12 protein-coding genes and 1 tRNA gene are annotated in these 21,183 nt (G+C 46.2%); 12 read left to right on the top strand and 1 reads right to left on the bottom strand.

Features of this window, described 5'->3' with window-relative positions; all coding sequences use genetic code 11:
• The first annotated feature begins 5 nt into the window (after positions 1 to 5).
• From GVI43_RS00775 to GVI43_RS00750, 6 genes are all read left to right on the top strand, one after another.
• Complete coding sequence (locus GVI43_RS00775; protein WP_159564429.1) at positions 6 to 503, top strand: hypothetical protein; 498 nt, start codon at positions 6 to 8, stop codon at positions 501 to 503.
• Positions 500 to 1,768: an HlyD family type I secretion periplasmic adaptor subunit gene (locus GVI43_RS00770; RefSeq protein WP_159564427.1), complete on the top strand. Its 1,269-nt coding sequence runs from the start codon at positions 500 to 502 to the stop codon at positions 1,766 to 1,768. Before GVI43_RS00775 ends, GVI43_RS00770 begins: the two co-directional genes overlap by 4 nt.
• A 37-nt stretch (positions 1,769 to 1,805) precedes the next feature.
• Positions 1,806 to 5,873, top strand: a complete 4,068-nt coding sequence (locus GVI43_RS00765; RefSeq protein WP_159564425.1) for a beta strand repeat-containing protein — start codon at positions 1,806 to 1,808, stop codon at positions 5,871 to 5,873.
• A 48-nt stretch (positions 5,874 to 5,921) separates the two neighbouring features.
• Positions 5,922 to 9,989 carry a beta strand repeat-containing protein gene (locus GVI43_RS00760; protein ID WP_159564423.1) on the top strand — a complete coding sequence of 1,356 codons (4,068 nt, stop codon included), beginning with the start codon at positions 5,922 to 5,924 and terminating at the stop codon, positions 9,987 to 9,989.
• A gap of 34 nt (positions 9,990 to 10,023) precedes the next feature.
• Entirely contained in the window at positions 10,024 to 12,090 is a 2,067-nt protein-coding gene (locus GVI43_RS00755) for an ATP-binding cassette domain-containing protein (RefSeq protein ID WP_159564421.1), read from the top strand.
• 542 nt (positions 12,091 to 12,632) lie between these two features.
• Positions 12,633 to 13,499 (top strand): winged helix-turn-helix domain-containing protein, encoded by an 867-nt coding sequence (locus tag GVI43_RS00750; protein WP_343032119.1) that lies wholly within the window; start codon positions 12,633 to 12,635, stop codon positions 13,497 to 13,499.
• A gap of 950 nt (positions 13,500 to 14,449) precedes the next feature.
• Here GVI43_RS00750 and GVI43_RS00745 read toward each other — a convergent pair.
• Positions 14,450 to 14,537: transfer RNA gene (locus GVI43_RS00745), tRNA-Ser, on the bottom strand.
• 208 nt (positions 14,538 to 14,745) lie between these two features.
• Here GVI43_RS00745 and tusE point away from each other — a divergent pair.
• The 6 genes from tusE to pgsA all read left to right on the top strand — a co-directional run bounded on the left by tusE (position 14,746) and on the right by pgsA (position 21,120).
• A complete protein-coding gene (tusE, locus tag GVI43_RS00740) occupies positions 14,746 to 15,075 on the top strand; it encodes a sulfurtransferase TusE (RefSeq protein ID WP_159564417.1) in 330 nt (109 codons plus the stop codon).
• Positions 15,076 to 15,189: 114 nt separating this feature from the next.
• A complete protein-coding gene (gene hspQ, locus GVI43_RS00735) occupies positions 15,190 to 15,507 on the top strand; it encodes a heat shock protein HspQ (RefSeq protein ID WP_159564415.1) in 318 nt (105 codons plus the stop codon).
• A gap of 1,190 nt (positions 15,508 to 16,697) precedes the next feature.
• A complete protein-coding gene (locus tag GVI43_RS00730; RefSeq protein ID WP_246201382.1) occupies positions 16,698 to 17,426 on the top strand; it encodes a phage N-6-adenine-methyltransferase in 729 nt (242 codons plus the stop codon).
• A 593-nt stretch (positions 17,427 to 18,019) separates the two neighbouring features.
• On the top strand, positions 18,020 to 18,676 hold the full coding sequence (gene uvrY, locus GVI43_RS00725; RefSeq protein ID WP_159564413.1) for a UvrY/SirA/GacA family response regulator transcription factor: 657 nt from the start codon (positions 18,020 to 18,022) through the stop codon (positions 18,674 to 18,676).
• Positions 18,669 to 20,501, top strand: a complete 1,833-nt coding sequence (gene uvrC / locus GVI43_RS00720) for an excinuclease ABC subunit UvrC (protein WP_159564411.1) — start codon at positions 18,669 to 18,671, stop codon at positions 20,499 to 20,501. The genes uvrY and uvrC overlap by 8 nt, the downstream gene beginning before the upstream one ends.
• 64 nt (positions 20,502 to 20,565) lie before the next feature.
• Positions 20,566 to 21,120, top strand: a complete 555-nt coding sequence (pgsA, locus tag GVI43_RS00715; RefSeq protein WP_159564409.1) for a CDP-diacylglycerol--glycerol-3-phosphate 3-phosphatidyltransferase — start codon at positions 20,566 to 20,568, stop codon at positions 21,118 to 21,120.
• Positions 21,121 to 21,183 lie beyond the last annotated feature (63 nt).

Here is a 21,183-nt window from a genome sequence, read left to right as displayed (position 1 = left end):
ACGATATGAAAGGAAATGGACATTTTTGGCCAGCTTACGTCGACATGATGACGGTACTTTTACTGGTTTATCTGCTTATTTCAATGATCTTTCAGGTGTTACTGATCGTCGCTCAACAGAATGTGGGTATCAAACTCAGTGAACAACGTCAGGTCGAAATACGGTCTATCTCTCCGTCTCCCAGACCGGGCGAGCTACGTATGGCCCTTGACGTGAATCAGAACTATCTGGGTGACGCCAACCAGAAAGCGCTGATTAGCTGGTTAGAAAAGAACCGGCAGGATATTGAGCTGAACGGTGCGATCGTTTACGCCGCGGCAACGGAAGGTAAGCAGATGGGCGTTAGCCTGACGCTGCAATACGATCGCTGTCTGGAAGTGCTACGGGTGATGCAACAGAATAATATTTCAACGGAAAAAGTGACGGTTAATAACGCCACCGTCAACGTCTTTCAGGAAGATATTGCCGCCGTTTACGTTAAAGAGCCGGAGGCTTCCCCGTGAACATCCCGCTTTGCAATAAAATAGCCCGATGGTTTCCGCAGGGCATCGCCGGATATACCTTGTTGGCCTTGCTGCTATTTTTCATTTGGGCATTCAGTTTTCATCTTGATGTGCTGGTTAAAGGCAGCGGAGTGATCCGCGTAGAGAGCCGTAACCTACTGTTACAGCACCCCGAAGGCGGGGTGGTAAAACAATTATTAGTACACGAAGGCGAAACGGTGACTCAGGGTCAGCTAATCGCAGTCATCGATAATAGTCTGGTGAGTGAAGATTTTGCTAAAAATGAAGTGGAAGGCAAAACGCTGCGCATTCGTGAGCAGCGTTTACAGCATGAACTGAGCGCAACGCCGTTTGAACTGGCGCTGACCGGTGATGAAGAAACTGACAACATTGTCCGCAGTGAGTATCAACTCTACTTATCCCGCCAAACGGCTCTGCATGAGCAACAGCAGGTAAATAAAGCGCAGTTAGAACAGCGTAAAGCTCAGCAAATTGAGCTAATGACCAAAGTGATCGATTTAACTAAACAGCTGGCGCTATCGCAAAGTCAGGTCAATCTGTACGGTTCAATGGTAGCCAAAGGTGCGGCGGCCGAAGGTTCTCTGCTGCAAAAGCGTTCAGAGCTACAGCAGGTTCAGACTTCGCTTAACGAAGCCCGGCTGCGGCTACCGAAAGTTCAAAGCGAATTAGATGAATATCAGGCGCGCTCAAATCAGGCTCAGGCCGATTTTATGTCTGATGCTCAAAAGCAGCTAAGCCAGACCAAGGTTGATTTGAGCCGGGTTGATGTACAGAACTTGGCCAGTGAAGGGCGAAGGGCTAACTCGCGCATCGTGAGCCCGGTAAACGGGATTGTGCAAAAGCTGTTTGTAGCCCACAGCGGCGCGGTGATTAACCCGGGCGGCGAAGTGATTGAAATTGCGCCGTCCAAAGTCCCTCTGATTGCGGAGGTTAAAATTCGCCCGGAAGACCGAGACCTTATCTGGGAAAAAATGCCCGCTCGCCTGCATATCAGCGCATTTGGCTCTTCTTATGCCAACACGCTGGAGGGAAAAATCACGGTTATCAGCGCAGATGCTATCAATGATGAGCAAAACGGTCGTTACTATCTGGTCAGCATTGAAGCGCCCGCACGGCAGCATGAAAAAATCATTTATCCGGGAATGGGCGTCGATGCCTACCTGCTTACCGGCAAACGAACGCCGTTAGAATACTTTATCAAGCCGTTATTAAATAACACAAAAATAGCCCTGTCAGAGCCATAAGAGAAACGTTGAACAATATCAGAGAAAGGAACGAATCATGACCAATGCGCTTCCATTACCGGCATCACCGGCCGTTTCAGTTATTCTGATTACCTATGCCGATAACCATATTCCGATCGCGTTCGATCGGGTTAAGCTATTGGTCAGTGGCCCGGATCTTATTGTTCAACGGGGTGATAACCAGCTTATCCTGCCGCTTGGCGCTAAGCTTGCTTCGTTAAATCAGGGGTTGTTTACGCTGAGCTTTAGCGACGGAACGGTTATCCATTCAGACGATATCTTAAGACAATCACTCATTGAGGCGGAAGCGCCCGGCATGAATCGGGCGGGAAAGGAGCATAAAGCCAGCCCGACCACCGAGGCTCCACCTGACCAAATAGTCATTAAAGAGGTCGTTAATCAAGTCGTCATCGACGAGAACGCGGGTGGGGCCGTCGAAGATGAGAGCCAAGGGCAGCAAGAACAGACCATTACTCAGGCCGATAATGCCTTGCCTCAGCCGGACAAACCGCCAACGGCTCAGCCGCGAGTCATGTCGAAGTCATCGGGTTCTCCCCCGGAAATTGCCGGAACGGGAGACTACGTAGAGCCCTCCGTTCCACCAAATAAAACGCCAAACACCGTAGGGAACGACGTAACCACTATGCCACTGGCGTTAACTCAAACCTCCGGCGTTGCGGATATGCAAAACCATGTCTGGCTGGGGGGAACGGGAAATCCTGCCGCAGTAAGGTCCAGCGACTGGGGCGTTCAGTATGCTACGACTAAGATCGATCTCTTTGGTGAAAGCGCCAGTTGGACCATTCACGTGAATAACGCTCAGACTATCCCACAGGGCATGGTTGGTCGGGTGCTGCAGCTAAGCGAAGGCAGCACCGGCATCCGCGTCAGCGGGCTGCCCCACGGATATTCAATCACTACTTATGATAGCGCCCAAGGGCGATGGTCTAACCTGCAGCCGAATGAGTTATTACTGATTTATCCGCAGGGTAATAAAGCCTCATTTGAGCTGAATTTCACCTACACCTTGCCCAACGGCTCCGTGGTTAAAGAGAGTGCCAAATTTGTTGTTGTTGATAATCCAAGTACCAATATCGATAACTATGGCCGCTTTCAACTCGCTTCCGTAATGAACGACGTCAGCGTGTTAGGCGGCAGCGGCGATGACCGCATTATTGCCGGGCATCAGCTCGGAATTTATGACGGCGGATCCGGGCATAACGGGGTGGATTACTCTGGGTTTGGCCGCGCCTTAGTTATTGATTTGGCTAAAGGCGAGACGGTATTTGCCGCTGACGGAACTCAACAACATCGCCTGACTAATATTCAGGAAGCTATTGGTTCAAACCACGACGATACGCTATTGGGCGACGGCTTTGATAACGTTTTGCGCGGCGGTATGGGTAACGACCGGCTGGCCGGGGGTGGTGGTAACAACCTGCTGGACGGCGGCTCCGGCGTGAATAGCGTTTCCTATGCGGATGCTACCGGTCGCGTTTTTGTTGATTTAGGCGGCGGCGTAGCCAGCAATAACGGGCTAGGTGGGCACGATAGTTTACTGAATATCCACAATATTATCGCTAGTCGCTATAACGACGTGCTGGTGGGAGATAACGGCAATAACCATATTCAGGGCGGTGGCGGTGATGACCTTCTGATGGGGCTGGGCGGTAATAACCTGCTGAATGGCGGTGCGGGTACCAATACGGTGAGCTATGAGCGCGATATCGCCGGCGTGCGGGTCGATATTTTGACCGGAACGGCGAACAATGGCTTTGGTGGAACCGATACGCTGGTCAACGTTCAGCAGGCGATCGGCTCATCTTTTGCTGACGTTCTGGGCAGCGGCCGCGGATATTCCCACATCGGCGGCGGTGAGGGTAACGATAGGCTGATTATTCACGGCGATATCGCCAGTCTGGCTATTTTGGACGGCGGGTCGGGTGACGATCTATTTATTGCCGGTAACGGCGTTAATCAGTTTATCGGCGGCGGCGGCTTTGACAAAGTCGATTATGGTCAGGCCCGAAGCGGCATTGACGTCAATCTTGAAACCGGTCAGGTCTATGATAACGGTTTTGGCGGTATGGATACGCTGGACGGCATCTCGGCCATTGTTGGTACTCGGTTTGCTGACCGCTTTGTATTAGGAAATGACCATCGTTACGTTGAAGCCGGAGACGGTGACGACACCATTATTGCCGGTACGGGAAATAACGTTGTCGACGGCGGAACCGGGTTCAATACCCTTGATTACGGCCGCGCAGTCAACGCCATTAGCGTCGATCTGCTTAGCGGTACGGTCAGCGATAATGGTTTTAACGGTCAGGATCGGCTAACCGATATTAACCGGATCGTAGGTACCGGCTTTAATGACGTGATTGCCAGCGGTAACGGTGATGACGCGATATATGCCGGTGAAGGCGATGACCTGCTGTTCGGCTCGCTGGGCAGCGATGTTCTGTCCGGCGGCGGCGGTAACGATTGTCTCGACTATAGCCGTTTGACCGGCGGTGTCACTATCGATGTGATGAATAGCCGTAGCACCAAGTCACTGGGCGGCGTGGATACCTTATCTGATTTCACTCAATTTACCGGCTCTGCGGGTAATGACCATTTCATTATGTCTAAAGGTCACTTTACGATTAACGGCGGTAGCGGAACCGATACCATAGATTACAGTCAGTTCAGTGCCAGAATTACCGTTGATTTTCGCATCGGCCGGGCTTCTGCGTACGATACCGCCAATGCCGGCTTTGGCACTCAGTATTTTACCTCGATAGAAAAAATCGTCTTACCTCAGGTGATATCCGGCAACGGTAGCGTGGTTTATACCTCACATAGCGGCGGGCTTTGGGCGGTAAGCAGTAACGGTGCAGATACCTTTTATGTGATGGGCGGAAGCAATACCTTCACCGGCGGAGGTGGCCTAGACTGGGTCTCCTATGCTAACGCCAAATCCGGGGTTACCGTCAGGGTTGATGCCAGTAATAATGGCATGGCAACGGTAAATGGCTATGGCGGCCAAGACGTTCTGAACGGCATCGCTTATCTACAAGGGTCGAGCTATGACGACTACCTTGCCGGTAACAACATACTCAACGGGCGTAACGGTAATGACATTCTGGAAGGTACCGGCGCTAACGCTCTCGCCTATTACCGAGAGGTCGGCCGAGGTATTGTGGCCGATCTCCGCACGGGCACTGTCAGTAATGACGGCTACGGACGTCAGGACCAGTTAATCAGCATTAACCGGATCTACGGCAGCGACAGCGGCGATATCGTGTATGGCAATGATAGCTCTAACCTGATTAATACCTATAACGGCAACGATTTGATCTTCGGCAGCAAAGGTAACGATTCGATTAACGGCGGCGACGGTAGTGATACGATCGACTATAGCCTGCTGGATGCCGGAGTTAACGCCAATCTATTGACCAAAATTGCCGATAAAGGCGTGAACGGAAAAGACAGTATAACGCCGATAGAAAACCTGACCGGAACGGTATTTGATGACGTTTTGAGCGGCAATGCTGGCAACAATATTCTGACCGGCGGGGGTGGTAACGACATGTTGATTGGCGGCGCGGGTGATGACCTGCTGATCGGGGGGAACGGATCGGTCACCGCCAGCTACCAAACGTCCACCTCAGGTATTCATGCCAACCTACATACCGCAACGGTGGCCGATGGGTTAGGCGGCACTGATACGCTGGTTCAAATCGACAGAATTCAGGGAACGTCGTACAACGACACTTTTACCATCTCCAGTAACCGTGACCTTCAAACCTACGCTATCGACGGCGGTGCCGGTACCGATACGCTGAAAAAAAGCGGTGCAGGCCAAACGGTCAATTTGACCGGCCCGGATTTTCATATCAGCCATATCGAACGATTCGATTTTACCGATCGGGCAGCAGACAATATCCATATTGACCTTAACGCTTTGTTTGCCGGGCATAGCGCAACCGCCGCTATTTCCCTGAATACTAACGCATCTGATTCCGTGAATCTTTCCGGCTCCGGCTGGCTAATGGTGAGCCACGATAGCGGCAGTGAAACGTGGGCTCACGCTAGTCAGACCTTCAGCCATAGCTGGGCTTAAGCGCTGACGTTGGGCCATAAAGAATGAGACAAAGAAGAGGGTGCCAAGATGAGTAATGATTTATCGTTATCAGAAAATACGCCGGTGTCTATGGTGCCTTTCACCTATGCGGAAAACCCGATTCCGCTGTCCTGGCACAAAGATGACGTGCGGCTGTTGATCAACGGGCCGGACCTCATTATTACCACGGCAAGCGGTAAACAATTGACGTTAACCATGGGCGCTAAGCTGGCTTCATTGCATACAGGGCTGTTTAAGCTGACGTTCAGCGATGGCAAAACGCTGGATTCAGAAGAGATCATGGCGCTGGCTAATATTCAGGACGTTTCACCAGAAAGAGATAAAGCGTCGGAGAGCCGCAGCCCGACCGCACACCCGGACGGAAAGGTAGTGGTTAAACAGGTGGTAGTAGAAGAAATTATCACGGTTAACAGCAAAGGGGGCGGCGAAACTGAACAGGCCGACGATTCAACCTATGCCGAGCTGGAGGTGCCGGTTCAGGCTGCACTGGTTAAGCTCAAGCCGATTGATGACTCCATTGTGCTGGTGAAGAAGAGCGCGGGTTCTCCGGCCGTCGAACATACGCAGGTCAGCGACATTCCTACGCCGATTACCCCGACACCGCCGTCACCGGTTGAGCCTACCATCGTTTTTCCAAAAGTGACACTGTTACAAATTGGCGGATGGCGTGACGACACTACCCACGTTTATCAGGTTGGAAGCGGTAGCGACAGCGCACGGTCAGACGGTAGCATTCTCCATCAATATCAGCCAACCCTTGCCGACCTGTCACAGGAAAACGCTAACTGGACTATCGATGCGCGAAATTCTGAGCGCTTTGCCGAGGGCACTGTGGCGCGGATTATTCGTTTTGATGAGGCGGTAGGTCAGGTGAGCCTAACCGGATTACCGGCCAGCTATCAGGCCATCGTTGGCGGTAGCGAAAGCGGCAACCAATACGGTTTGCTTCCGGGCGAAGTTCTGCTGATTTATCCTCAGTCTCAGTACCATAGCTTTACGGTCACCGTCGCTTTCACCGATGCATCCGGTGAAGCTAAACGGCAGAATATGGCGTTTAACGTGGTGGATAACCCAACGTCACTGATTAATAGCGATGGCCATATTCAACTGGCGGCAACCCCGAACAATGTTAGCGTGATAGGCGGTTTTGGCGACGATCTGATTCTTGCTGGAAAGGGCAACGATAGCTATAACGGCGGAGCGGGTAGCAACCGCGTTGATTTCAGCAAATCCACCGCCGGGTTAACGATTGATTTACTTAACGGTACCGCTACCGGCGGCGGCCAGTACGGTCTCACCAACGTTCAACACATTATTGGTACCGAATTCGCAGACGTGTTGATCGGCAACGGTCAGGATAATCATCTACAGGGTGGCGCAGGCGACGATACCCTACACCACAGCGGCGGCAATAATATTTTCGACGGCGGGGCTGGTCTGAATACGCTGAGTTACCAAACTGCCTCTGCCGGGGTTAGCGTTAATATGAGCCAGAATCAGGCATCAAATAATGGTCACGGCGGCGCTGACCACATCAGCAATATTCAGCAGGCGATCGGCAGCCAGTTTAACGATCTGATTGTCGGGGATAGCAATAATAACGCCCTATACGGCGAGGCCGGTGATGACGTTCTTAGCGGTATGGGCGGCGACAATATCCTTGACGGCGGTGGCGGCGTTAATACCGCCAGCTATGTGAATTCAACCTCAGCTATTCAGGCCGATTTAACCACTAATCGCGTCAGCAACGGTTTTGGCGCAATGGATACCTTAATCAATATTCAAGGCATTATCGGCTCAGGCTTTGACGATCGGATCGTTAGCGCTAATGGCAGCTCTTCCATCAATGCCGGGGCGGGTAACGATGTACTGATGGTTGGCGGCAACGCCCGCAGTCGGGCCATTTTGGACGGCGGTGCGGGTGACGATCGGTTTATCGCGGGCTATGGCTACAATGCGTTTATCGGCGGTGGCGGTACTGATACGGTTGATTACGGCAGTGCGCTCAGCGGTACTAGTATTAGCATGAAAGATAGCCGGGCCTATATAAACGGGTTTGGCGGTATCGACCAGTTTAATCGAATTACCGGCATTGTCGGCTCTGGGTTTGATGACCGTATTGAACTTGGCGGTGAGGGGGCGATTATTCATGCCGGTGGCGGTAACGACCTGATTATTTCGGGCGCTGGCAGCAATAACGTTGTTGATGGCGGTAGCGGTATCAATACGCTGGACTACGGTAATGCCAGCGTTGGTATTGATGTCAGTTTGCAACAGGGTATGGCGTTGCAGAACGGATTCGGCGGCCATGATGTACTGTCGAACATTCAAGACCTCATTGGTTCGGCGTGGAATGATTCGATAGAAGGCGATGATGATAATAACAACATCAGTGCCAGAGCCGCGGATGACCGGGTATACGGTTCTAAAGGCGATGACGTTATTGACGGAGGAGCGGGCAGTAATACCCTTGATTACGGCCGGCTGACCGACGGTGTGACCGTGAATATGGCTACGGGGCAGGCGCTCAAGAGAGCCGGTGGAACCGATAGCTTTATGCTATTCGATCGTTTTGTCGGTACCGCGCTGGATGATTCCTTTAGCGTGGCTGCCGGGGTCTCTTCTGTTGATGGAGGAGGCGGTTTCGACAGCATAGATTTTGGCACTATGCTTGGAAGTCTAACCGTCAATCTGGATGCCGGTACCGCTGTCGGGCGTAACGGGACTAACCATGGTATGGGAACCGTGCAGCTCAGTGGTATTGAAAAGGTGGTCATTAGCGCTGGACCCGGGAGCCATTTTGTTGGCCACTTAACGGACAATAATCAATTTGTTGGTGGCGCCGGAAATGACGTTTTCCGCCCGAACGGTGGCAATAACGTGATTACCGGCGGTGGCGGCGCTGACTGGGTTGAATACATCGGTGCGCTCCACGGCGTTAACGTTAATCTAAACCACAATGGCGTTGGGCCGGGGTTTAGCAGCGATAACGGTTTCGGCGGTGAAGATATGCTAAACGGCATTAGCCATCTCAGAGGGTCGTCATACGACGATGTGCTATCCGGTAGCGGAAACCTTGAAGGCGGTGACGGAAACGATAGGTTAAACGGTAATAACAATACTTCGGCCTATGCTTACTATGCTTCGGTAAACACCAATAAAGGCGTCACCGTTGACCTGCGGGCCGGTATCACCACTGAAGATGGCTATGGCCTGCACGACCAGCTCATTGGGATCAACAACGTTGTCGGAACCAACTATAAAGACAGGGTGTATGGCAATAATGATAATAACATCGTCAGGTTAGGGGCAGGCGATGACTATTTATACGCTAGCCGTGGCAATGACACCCTATACGGTGAAAGCGGTACCGATATTATCGATTACGGCCCGTTAAACGCGTTGGTTAACGTTGATCTTTCTAGCAACAGGGCGAGCAAAGGGGCTAACGGCACGGATTTGCTGAGCAGCTTTGAAAACGTTACTGGTACTCAATATGCCGATGTCTTAAAAGGAAGCAGCGACAGTAACGTACTGAATGGCGGCGGCGGTGATGACGTGGTTATCGGCCTGGGCGGTAACGATACCTTAATCGGCGGCGACGGTTTTGTAACGGCTGACTATAGCCTTTCACCTGCCGGTATCGTGGCCAAGCTATCAACCGGTCAGGTTCATGATGGTTACGGCAGCCTGGATACGCTGATTTTTATTTCAAAAATTACCGGTTCTGCAAAAGACGATATTTTTGAAATAGCCAATAGTCTGGATCTCCACCAATATACCCTTGATGGCGGAGCCGGAAACGATGCGATTAAGAAATCCGGCGGTGGTGGCCTGTTTACCCTTGGCGACGGTAGCTTCCATATCTCAAATATTGAAAGGCTGGACTTTGCCGATGGGCGCAATGACACCCTTAACCTCGACCTTTCTGGTTTGTTTCATGGATCTTCTCCCAATGCTTCGATTGGCCTAAGTACCGATGCCGGAGATACGGTCAATATTCACTACGGTAGCGGATGGAGCATGACTTTCAGCGATAGTAGCCATGAAACATGGAGCCACGGCGGGCAGAACTTTAGCTGGTCATGGATATAGATGTGCCTGCGGGTATCTGAAGAGAAACGTATTTATGAGCATTGAGTTTATTGAACGGGAATCGGGTGAGCACGCAGCCCGGTTATCGGCGAATAGTTTTACGCTGCGCGATAGCCTGGCTCAGGCGGCCAATATGCTGTCTCTTCCTATTGCGCGTTGGGAATGGCAGCAAAATTCAGATAAATTGTCGCCCGATTGTGAACCGGAAATCTGGTTTGAACTGGCAAAAAAGAGCCTGAACCTTGAGGCAATACCCTGTAGCCCGGAGCACCAAATATTAAACGGCGCGATCTATCTGTTGTGCACGACTAACGGATGGCAAACGGCAAAAGCCGGTGGTAATCAGCAGCTAAAAGGTGCCAATGGTCAATGCCTCTCGTTGCCGGATAAACAGATCTGGCGCATGGTTCCGCTGGAACAAGCGTATCCGCTGAACTGGCGCTCTCTGTTCAAACTCGGTGAACAGGAAGGTAAGGTCGTTACCCGCTTACTGTGGTCGACGCTGGTCATCAACCTGCTAGCCATTGTCATGCCTCTCTATTTAAACGCCATTTATGACCGGGTTATTCCCGGCCATGCGGATGCTTCGCTATGGACGCTTTCGGCGGTTGTGGTGTTAGCGCTGCTGGTGGAATATGTTTTTCGCATGGAAAGGGTTAAAACGGGCTGTCACTTTCTAACGGCAATGCAGCAACGGCTCGAGCCGGGTCTGATCAGGGATCTGATTCGCGTCTCGCCTGACCAGAATAACCGCTGGGGAAGAGGCGTTCTGGAAGCGATGAATAGCTGGAATCGCTTTCGCATGCAGTGTTTAGGGCTATTTTCCAGCTCAGCTCTGGATTTGGTTTTCTGCATTATTTATTTTATCGTCATTGCCGCTATCGCCGGGTGGCTGGTGCTGGTTCCGCTATTTATCTTTGTTTGCGCTATTGCTCGGGTAGTGGTTTTTCATATGGAAAGTGAGAATATTCCCACTATTCATGCACAGGTTCCTTTTTCCACCGGTTCGCTGGAAAACTATCAGGCTACCGTTGCCTATAAGAATGCATCATTGCGTTTCCTTTGTGCGAATGAAAAAGCTCAACGGTCTGAACAGGCCCGCTTTATTGCCCAAAGCCGATGCAGCGCTGCGCTGATGGCATTGATGAACCTACAAACGGTACTGGCGGTAATTGGCGCATTTTATCTGGTTCAGAGTGGCGGAATGTCGCCCGCCGGGCTATTTGCCACCATTATTATTGCCGGGCGTTTAGGCCAGCCTATTTTTTCCCTGATGCACTTATTGCCCATTTTACAGCGCATGCGCCAGTCAATGGCCGAGACAAACCAACTGTTAAAACAGCAATATAAAGGAAAAGATACCGAGCTGATGGGCTATCACGGCCCTCAAAGCGGCTGGGGTGTTGCACAGCTAGACTTTAGCTATCATGCCGCTTTACCCTGTCTCAGTCAGCTGAGTTTTAAAATTGAGCCCGGAGAAAAGGTTGCCATCGTTGGCGGCGCGGGGGCAGGTAAAACTACCGTGTTAAAGCTTCTGCTTGGCATTTTGGCCCCGAACGGCGGGCATATCACCTGGAATGGGTTATTGCTTTCGTCCGGTAACGTGAATGCAGTGCGTAACAGCGTTTACTATTCTTGGCAGGATAGCGAAGTGATTGGCGATACACTATATGAATACCTTTCACTGAATAACCCCATGCCCGATAAACTAGAAGATATCGTTGATATTCTGAAAATGGTTTATCTAAACGGCTTGCTGCCCTTTCTTAATCAAGGGCTAGAAACTCAATGGCAGAGTCTGCCAATACCGTTAACCGCTTTACAGAAGCAGCAATTAGCCCTTGCGCGTCTGCTATTGTCGCAAAGAAAGTTTTGTATATTAGATAACCCAAGCGCTCATTTAGATCCCGCATCTGAAGCGGTTCTAATCGAGCAATTAAAGAAACGAGCCTCAGAAGGTGAGGGCATGTTAATTGTTACCGACAGGGCCAATTTGATTGCCTTAGTTGACCGGATTATTATGCTTAACTCAGGAAATATCATTTTTGACGGTAATAAAAAGAATTTCAGTGCGTTTCTCCAATCGCGTAGACATAGTTAACCAACAGCTCTGCACGTATGCTCATTTTATTTGTACTCCGCCAGCTAATGTTATTTAGGCTGGCTTTTCTATTTTTTATAAATTTATAGTGGTCGTCTTAAGTTATCGCTCATTTTGTCTTCCTTTGTAGCATTATTATTTCAGCGTTATTTAGAATCAGCCTAAGTGATAACAGTAGTCTGGGGACTATGTTCTTTTTGGTGTTACGGTTGATTAATATGATAACCCACTTGTTTGTTTGGTGTGTAAATATAATTTAAACCTTAAATTTGGGGTGAAAGTATAAAGCACGTAGTCTTTGTAGTGTTTTCATCTGTAGTTGGCCATTTTATGCATTAATGTTTATTCTTTGGCTTTTGATAATATAATTAAAATTATTGATGAGGATGGTTTTGTTTATGATTTTGTCTTAAAAATACAGCTTAACGTTCTTATTAAATAGTGGGTTATTACATATATAAACTGTAAAAACTAATTTCTTCAAAGTTTCCATTAAGGGTAAATAAACTCCTAATGAAATATGATATGCAAATGAGATTATTATGTTATATGTCATCAATAATAATATTATATTTAATACAGAAGATAGAACGCTGGTTATGCAGCAAGATGAACTATCGGCTACGATATTATCTAATTCATCAAATCGGTTGCTGTATGAATTGCTGTGTAACTATGGTCAAACGGTTTCCCGGGATACTCTGTTTCAGAACGTATGGGACAATCATGGATTAGTCTCTTCAAACAGTAATCTTAATCATTATATTAGCCAGCTAAGAAAGGCCCTTATTTCCTTTGGTCTGTCGGATAAGGTGATTATCACCGTGCCCAAAATAGGATTCAAATTTAGTGAAGAAATCCCCGTTATGCTGCTTGATAATGATGGAAAAACGCCTCGGGTTGAAGGCGTAAAGGAGCTATCAATATCGATTGATAAAGAACTTGATGGCCTGACCAGAACGGTTTTATCTGAAACGCATGATAGAAATGAGTTAGTTGTTAGTAGTCAAAAGCCAGATCTGAGCGTGGTACAGCATGACGCGAATCACAATACTGCCAATCGGGAAAAGCAGGCTAAAAAATCACGTAAGCTTTTTTATATCGTTAGCTTAGCTGCTGTTTTGGGCGGGCTAATCGCTGCTTCTCTCTTTTTCACATTAGGAAAAAAAGAGAATCAAAAACATTCATTTTTGTTTGTGGCCACAACGTGTCCGATATATATATTTTATTCAATATCTGAATATGCCAAAGGAACGCTTGAAAAAGAGATCGAGACGGTTATCAGAGAGAACAATATAAGCTGTGAGCACGGCCAGTTCATTATGGTTAATTACGTCAATGAGACCGTGACATCTCTTTGCTCGGCCGTTGAAGAGCGATCGTTTTCGTGCTCTGTGATTAATTCGTAACGATGTAATTTCTACATTAAAGATACAGGATCGTAGCGTTATATAATCAGCTCGTGGCTAGGCTAATAACTACCAATAATATTTTAATTAGAGAGGGGTCTCACCTTTTTAACTTTATACAATAATTTTAATTAGATGGCTCCTGTTAGTGAATTATCATCATTTTGTGTTACTGATTATGAAATTAATTAAATAATTCACATGATTTATTGGGGTTTTATCTTGACGTGCTGATTTTATTAAAATTAAAATCTATAAAGTTTGAGTTTTAATATTAAGCTTGGTTTCGTGTGATAACCGTTACTATAATCGATTTATACCATTTCCGATTATCGCAATAAGTAATGAGGATCCTGAATTAATAAAGGCGTTTGTCAAGACTAATAGCATCGAATGCTTATGGTTTACTTTTGTAATTATCAATTCTTTGTCTTATGTAATTAATAATTGAAATTTATTAAATAAAAGGAACGAATAAAATGAAAATGAAGAATATTCCATGTAGGTATTGCGGGAATGTAGAATATGTTCGTAAACATGGCAGCGGTAAGTCAACAAAAATGCAGCGATATTATTGTACTTACTGTGTAAGAACGTTCCAGATTAAGTATATCTATGATATTAGCAAGCCTGAAACAAAGGATTCTAAGGTAGCGAAAAGCAGCCATTACGCTGAGTCTTGTTCTAATAATCCAACCACAATGAACGGCTGAGTTTTACATTCGAGAATAAATTATTAAGCATTTGTTATTGCTATTTCGACTGGCAGTTATCTGTTGAAACCGGGTGACTGTTGGTCGTTACGCATGCTGATAGCTTTGGTCAGAACTCAGCTCAGCAATCTCAACAAGAGGAGGGGGAAAGAATAAATATACTAATTGCATATACCAACAATATACTAAGTGGCACATAGCAAAACGGGCTAGCCTAAGCTAACCCGTTGAATTTATTGGCGGAGGAGGTGAGATTCGAACTCACGGATGGTTACCCATCGACGGTTTTCAAGACCGTTGCCTTCAGCCGCTCGGCCACTCCTCCGCAACGGCGTGAAATATAGAACAGCTTGAGGTACCTTGTAAAGGGGTTAATTCAGCTAATTTGATCGTTCGGCTGAAAAAACACCAGAAATGTTGATTTTTGATGATTTCTTCATCATTGGGTATCAGGTTATTGTAAATAATCCGGTAACCACTCGGAATAAAAATTGAGATACAATATCCAAAACGGCGATTGATATTGAGGGTATATGGTTGAGTTTGAGGGGCGCATGATTGAAACCGATGCCCAAGGGTACCTGACTAACAGTAATGACTGGAGTGAGCCGCTGGCGGTTGTTTTAGCACAGCAGGAGGGAATCGAGCTGACGGAGGCCCACTGGGAGGTTATTCGCTTTGTTCGGGGTTTTTATCAGGAATTTAATACTTCTCCCGCTATCCGTATGTTAGTGAAAGCCATGGCGCAAAAGTATGGTGAAGAAAGGGGCAATAGCCGCTATTTGTATCGGTTGTTTGTCAAAGGCCCCGCGAAGCAAGCAACAAAGATTGCTGGCTTGCCTAAACCCGTGAAATGTATTTGAGCATTGAATGTAAATTCCGGTCAAGATTGCGAATATTGCCTCTTTTTACTTGAAATTCACCAACAACCCCTCATATTTAAGGAAAGGCGGCACCTGCATATCGAGGAGGCTACAATGATTACCAGTAAATTTTCTATAGGGCAACAGGTCAGGCATAAGCTACTTGGCAATTTAGGCGTCATTATTGATATTGATGCCGAGTATTCCCTTGAGCAGCCCGCGACTGATGAGGTTGCTGCAAATGATAATCTGAGAGACTCGCCTTGGTATCATGTTGTAATGGAAGACGAAGAGGGGCGGCCGGTTCATACTTATCTGGCAGAGATTCAGCTGGCAGGCGAAGAGGACGACACCCATCCGGAACAGCCTTCTTTAGACGAGCTTGCTCAGTCGATTCGTAATCAGCTTCTGGCTCCCCGATTGAGGAACTAACAAATAGCGACAAGCCATTCGGGAGACCGAGTGGTTTTTTGTATCAAAAAAAAAGAGATTCGTTTGCGCTAGATATGATATCTATTGATGAAGGATAGTTAGTATGAAAAATAGACAAAAAAATAGCCGTGAAACCAAATAGTGTGGAGTATGTTTCACGGCAAACCAAAACCAGTCAATTCCAATTGATGAAACGTTAGATTAATTATCTCTGAAATTTGACATGTAAAACAAGCTGGTAAAAACACTAGTTTTAACAGTGGAAATCTAGCTGGCTTTGCTGAAAATAATTCATTCACTCAAGCCATTTTTGTTAATAATTACAAAACAATAGGGTATTTTTGTCGTTAAATTCGTTTGGTGTTGAGATTTTGGTCTTAAAAACATTCTTTTTATTTCACTGCTATGATCGCGATTAATCGGTGGAAAAGTGCATTTTTGGGACGAGCCTGTGTCGTGATGAAAAAATGGCACAATAATGTAGATGTGCATAATTATTATCTGAAGATGGCTAGAAATATCGTATAAGCCGTATTTTTATAAATTAAATATTACTTCGGGCGGTTAACTTGCTTAGCTAGAGTGCTGGTGATATTTTATATAAATACCATAATTTATGTATGGGTATATTGATGGGCTAACTCTTTTATACGGTGAGTTGTAGTAAATCAGCTATCAAATAGCTAGCTCTTATATGATATATAGTAACTTTATTTTATTATTAATATTGTAACTATTTATAACATGGGTGAAACATTTTACTATTAAAATTTTCATTTATGCGTTGCCAAAAATAAATGCCTTGGCGTTCTTTATCTGGATGATTATTAATGCTATTTTACAATCCCGTTCTGCGAATGGTCATTCGATCATAATATTATAATATGTTATTAATAAGTTGAAGTTAAAAATATAATGCTGAGTAATGTTATTAATTTGCATCAAATTGGTATTTGTAAAATAACTAATTCCGTTTTTTCTGATGAGCTTATAAATGTAATTGATGAATATTTGAGCTATGGGATTAATCATATAGATATGATCTGTTAAATTTTTAATGGCTAATGGCTGTTGAAATTCAAGAGTGCACTATAATGAGTTCAAATAGCATTATGTTTAAACGGCTATCAAGGTCAGATTAAGGGAAGTGCTGCTTTCTATAGATACTTTTGTTCTAAATGAGCAAAGTAATGATAAAAAGTATCGAATCGATTTGGTATTACCGACTGGTATCCAACGCGTTAGGGGGGCAGGCAATGATTGATTTTTCTAATACAGAATATTTACAAAAGATTAATTATTTAAGATCTAAACCGAAACATTTATTAAAAGATGTCGGCGATCAGTGGTGCACGCCAGAGGCGCTATTTCTCGCTATTAACGATCTGTATGGCCCATTGGTTCTCGATTTATTTAGTGACGGTGAGAATAGCAAGTGTCCGCACTTTTATACTGAGTCTGATAATGCACTGAATCAAGAGTGGGCGTTAAGGCTAGAGCAACTTGGTGGAGGGGCATTCGCTAACCCACCATACTCAAGAGTAAAGCAATATCAGGGGCATTATATTACCGGTATGGCCCATATTATGCGTCATACCATTGCTCAGCGAGAAATTGGTGGGCGCTATGTTTATCTGGTAAAAGTTGCGACCTCTGAAGTGTGGTGGCCGGGAGAAAAAGCCGATCACATTGCTTTTATTCGAGGAAGAGTCCCTTTTGTTTTGCCCAAGTGGTTTGTTGCGGCAAATAAACGCCAAGAAGTGACGACTGCAGCGTTTGGCATTGCGGTGATAATATTTGATAAAACTTGGGCAGGGCCGCAAATAAGTTATCTTTATCGAGATGAATTATTGAAGCGGGGAAGGGCCCTGATAGCTAACAGGGCGGGGCAACGGAAAAATATTATCGTTGCGGCTTGAGAAAAACCCACAGTAGCGGTCATAATTTTCTCTGATTATTTATTGTTGTTTTCTAATGATTTCTGGATTAAACAATAAGTCACCAACTCTTTTTGGTAATAAATAATGGGTGATAGTCGATAATAACCATTTATTGCAGAGAATTGCAGATCGGAAACTTTTGGGAACCGGTTGGCAGAAAGTACAACGTTAAGCGGCATTGGCCGTTGAGAGCAAATATTTCTTACCCTATTAAATTTTCATATCAGCATCTTAAAAGAAGATAAACTGAGACAATCTACCAATATTATTAATGTATTAGATAATTGTTTCAGACGGGTTGTGCTAATGCCGATATAATTTGGGTAAAATGATGATCGTTATTACATCTTTTCATTGAGTTTAGCTTAAAGATATGTAAACCTGAGTGCTATTATGTCTGGATTGTTGTTTATAGACATATCCCCCATTTACCGAAGTTGCTCTTTTTATATACAAAGTGATTTCATTAAAAAAGATAAGTATTATCAATATGTTTGTTGATCGCTTTATAATGATCCATCTTGTGATTAAAAATATTGCTATGCCTATTACTACTATTTGGAGACTTTCTTTTGATAAGCGTTCTTCTTGTTGATGACCACGAATTGGTGCGCGCAGGGATTCGACGCATTCTGGAAGATGTCAAGGGAATAAAAGTCGTTGGCGAAGCTCAATGTGGTGAAGATGCCGTTAAATGGTGTCGAGCCAACAGCGTGGACATTGTCCTTATGGACATGAATATGCCGGGCATTGGTGGTTTAGAAGCAACTCGTAAAATTTTACGTTATTCAACAGATATAAAAGTCATCATGTTGACTATTCATACCGAAAACCCGTTGCCCGCAAAAGTCATGCAGGCAGGAGCTTCCGGCTATTTAAGTAAAGGTGCTGCACCGCAAGAGGTTATCAGCGCCATCAGGGCAATTGCTTCTGGTCAGCGTTATATCGGGGCAGATATTGCCCGGCAAATGGCGTTAAGTCAGCTAGAGCCGGAAACGGATACGCCGTTATCCAGCCTTTCTGAACGTGAATTGCAGATTATGATGATGATTACCAAAGGGCTTAAGGTTAATGAGATCGCTGAAACGTTGAATCTTAGCCCTAAGACCGTCAATAGTTATCGCTATCGGATGTTCAGTAAGCTGAACATTAGTGGAGACGTTGAGTTGACGCACCTTGCAATTCGTCATGGCATTGTGACTTCAGATAAATTGCTAAATAGTGACTGAACGTTTTAATAGCCAAGCTTTTCTAAAATACGTTACGCATGAGCCAGGGGTTTATCGTATGTACGACGCCTCTGGCGTTGTTATATATGTAGGAAAGGCAAAAGACCTCAAAAAGCGGCTTTCCAGCTATTTTCGTCTAAACGTTGCCAGCCGTAAAACCGAAGCTTTGGTTAAAAGCATCATGAACGTCGATGTTACCGTTACCCATACGGAAACAGAAGCGTTGCTGCTTGAACATAACTACATTAAACAATATCAGCCTCGTTATAATGTTCTACTTCGCGACGATAAGTCCTACCCCCTAATTTTCCTCAGCTCAGATGCGCATCCCCGGTTAAAAATACACCGTGGCGCGAAGCATGCAAAAGGCGAGTATTTTGGTCCTTTTCCTAATTCAGGTGCGGTAAGAGAAACGCTGGCATTGCTGCAAAAACTATTTCCCATCAGGCAGTGTGAAGATAGCGTCTATAAAAACCGTTCCAGACCCTGTTTGCAGTATCAGATTGGCCGATGCCTAGGGCCGTGCGTAGTCGGGCTTGTTAGTGATGAGGAATATCAGAAGCAGGTCAATTACGTTAGGCTATTTCTTGAAGGCAAAGATCAACAGGTTTTAAATCAATTAATTGCTGGCATGGAAAAGGCCAGCCAGGTTTTAAACTTTGAGGAAGCTGCGCGTATTCGCGATCAAATTCAGGCTATTCGACGCGTGACTGAGCGGCAGTTTGTTTCAGGCGATAGCGATGACCTCGATGTTATCGGCGTTGCTTATGAGTCAGGCATGGCCTGTATGCACGTTCTTTTTCTTCGACAGGGGAAAGTGCTGGGTAGCCGAAGCTATTATCCTAAGATACCCAAAGGTACTGAACTAGATGAAGTGGTTCAAACCTTTGTTGGGCAGTTCTATTTACAAGGCAGTCAGTCAAGATCGTTACCCGGCGAGATTTTACTCGATTTCTCTTTACCGGACAGAAACGCACTGGAAGATACCTTGACTGAGGTTGCCGGCAGAAAAATTCAGATTCAGAGTAAGCCAAGAGGCGATCGTGCCCGCTACTTAAAGTTAGCCAGAACCAACGCCACTATTGCGTTAAAGACTAAGCTGTCTCAACAGTCGACTATTCATCAGCGTTTGGCCTCATTGGCCGATGTTCTAAAATTGGCCCAAATTAACCGCATGGAATGCTTTGATATTAGCCATACCATGGGAGAGGAGACCGTTGCTTCATGCGTGGTTTTTGACAGTAATGGTCCGCTGCGTTCTGAATATCGTCGTTATAATATTACCGGAATTACCCCCGGTGATGACTACGCCGCGATGGCTCAGGTACTAAGGCGTCGGTATGGTAAAGCGTTAACAAGTGAAAAAATTCCAGACGTTATTTTTATTGATGGTGGTAAAGGCCAGCTTGGTCAGGCCATTGATGTATTCAATGAGTTAAACGTCGATTGGGATAAAACCAAACCGCGGCTGATTGGTATTGCAAAAGGTACCGATCGTAAAGCCGGGCTTGAAACCCTATTTTTTAAGGCTGAAGGCGAGGGCGTTGCGTTACCGCCTGATTCTCCTGCGCTACATGTGATCCAGCATATTCGCGATGATTCTCATAACCATGCGATATCCGGCCACCGCCAGCGCCGGGCTAAAGTGAGAAATACCAGCGCGCTAGAACATATTGAAGGCGTCGGGCCAAAACGGCGTCAGGCATTACTCAAATATATGGGCGGATTACAGCCACTTTTGAACGCTACGGTCGATGAGCTAGCAAAAATACCGGGAATTTCGCAATCTTTAGCAGAAAAGATACACAATGCATTGAAACAATGAAGGCGATGTAGCAACATATACCTACGTCTTTTGATTTTAGACAGCAATAGGGCATCTGGGCACTATGCAACTTAATATACCGACCTTGCTTACGCTTTTTCGTCTCATACTGATTCCATTTTTTGTTGTGGCTTTTTATCTACCGTCTCAATACTTATGGGCTCCAATGGTTTGCGCCGGCATCTTTGTTGTCGCAGCAATCACCGATTGGTTTGACGGTTTTCTTGCGCGTAAATGGAAGCAAACCACCCGGTTTGGTGCCTTTCTTGACCCCGTTGCCGATAAGGTTATGGTTGCGACTGCATTAGTACTGGTTTGTGAGTATTACCACGTTTGGTGGATTTCACTACCGGCAGCAACCATGATTGCTCGTGAGATTATTATTTCCGCGTTAAGAGAGTGGATGGCTGAAATAGGTAAACGAAGCAGCGTGGCGGTATCTTGGGTGGCTAAAGTAAAAACGTCGGCCCAAATGTTGGCGCTGATTGGCTTACTTTGGCGGCCGAATAACATTATTGAAGTTCTGAGCTTCGTTTTGCTTTATATCGCCGCGGTATTAACATTCTGGTCAATGTTTCAATATCTGAAAGCCTCTAAGGCCGATTTGCTGGAACCGTGAACGATACGCCGGAAAAAGCATCAAACGAACGAAATGTTTTAATAATTCTATTGACTCACTTCG

Source organism: Budvicia diplopodorum, from assembly GCF_009800925.1.
Classification (GTDB): domain Bacteria; phylum Pseudomonadota; class Gammaproteobacteria; order Enterobacterales; family Enterobacteriaceae; genus Budvicia; species Budvicia diplopodorum.
This window is presented reverse-complemented; position numbering and strand designations above follow the sequence as displayed.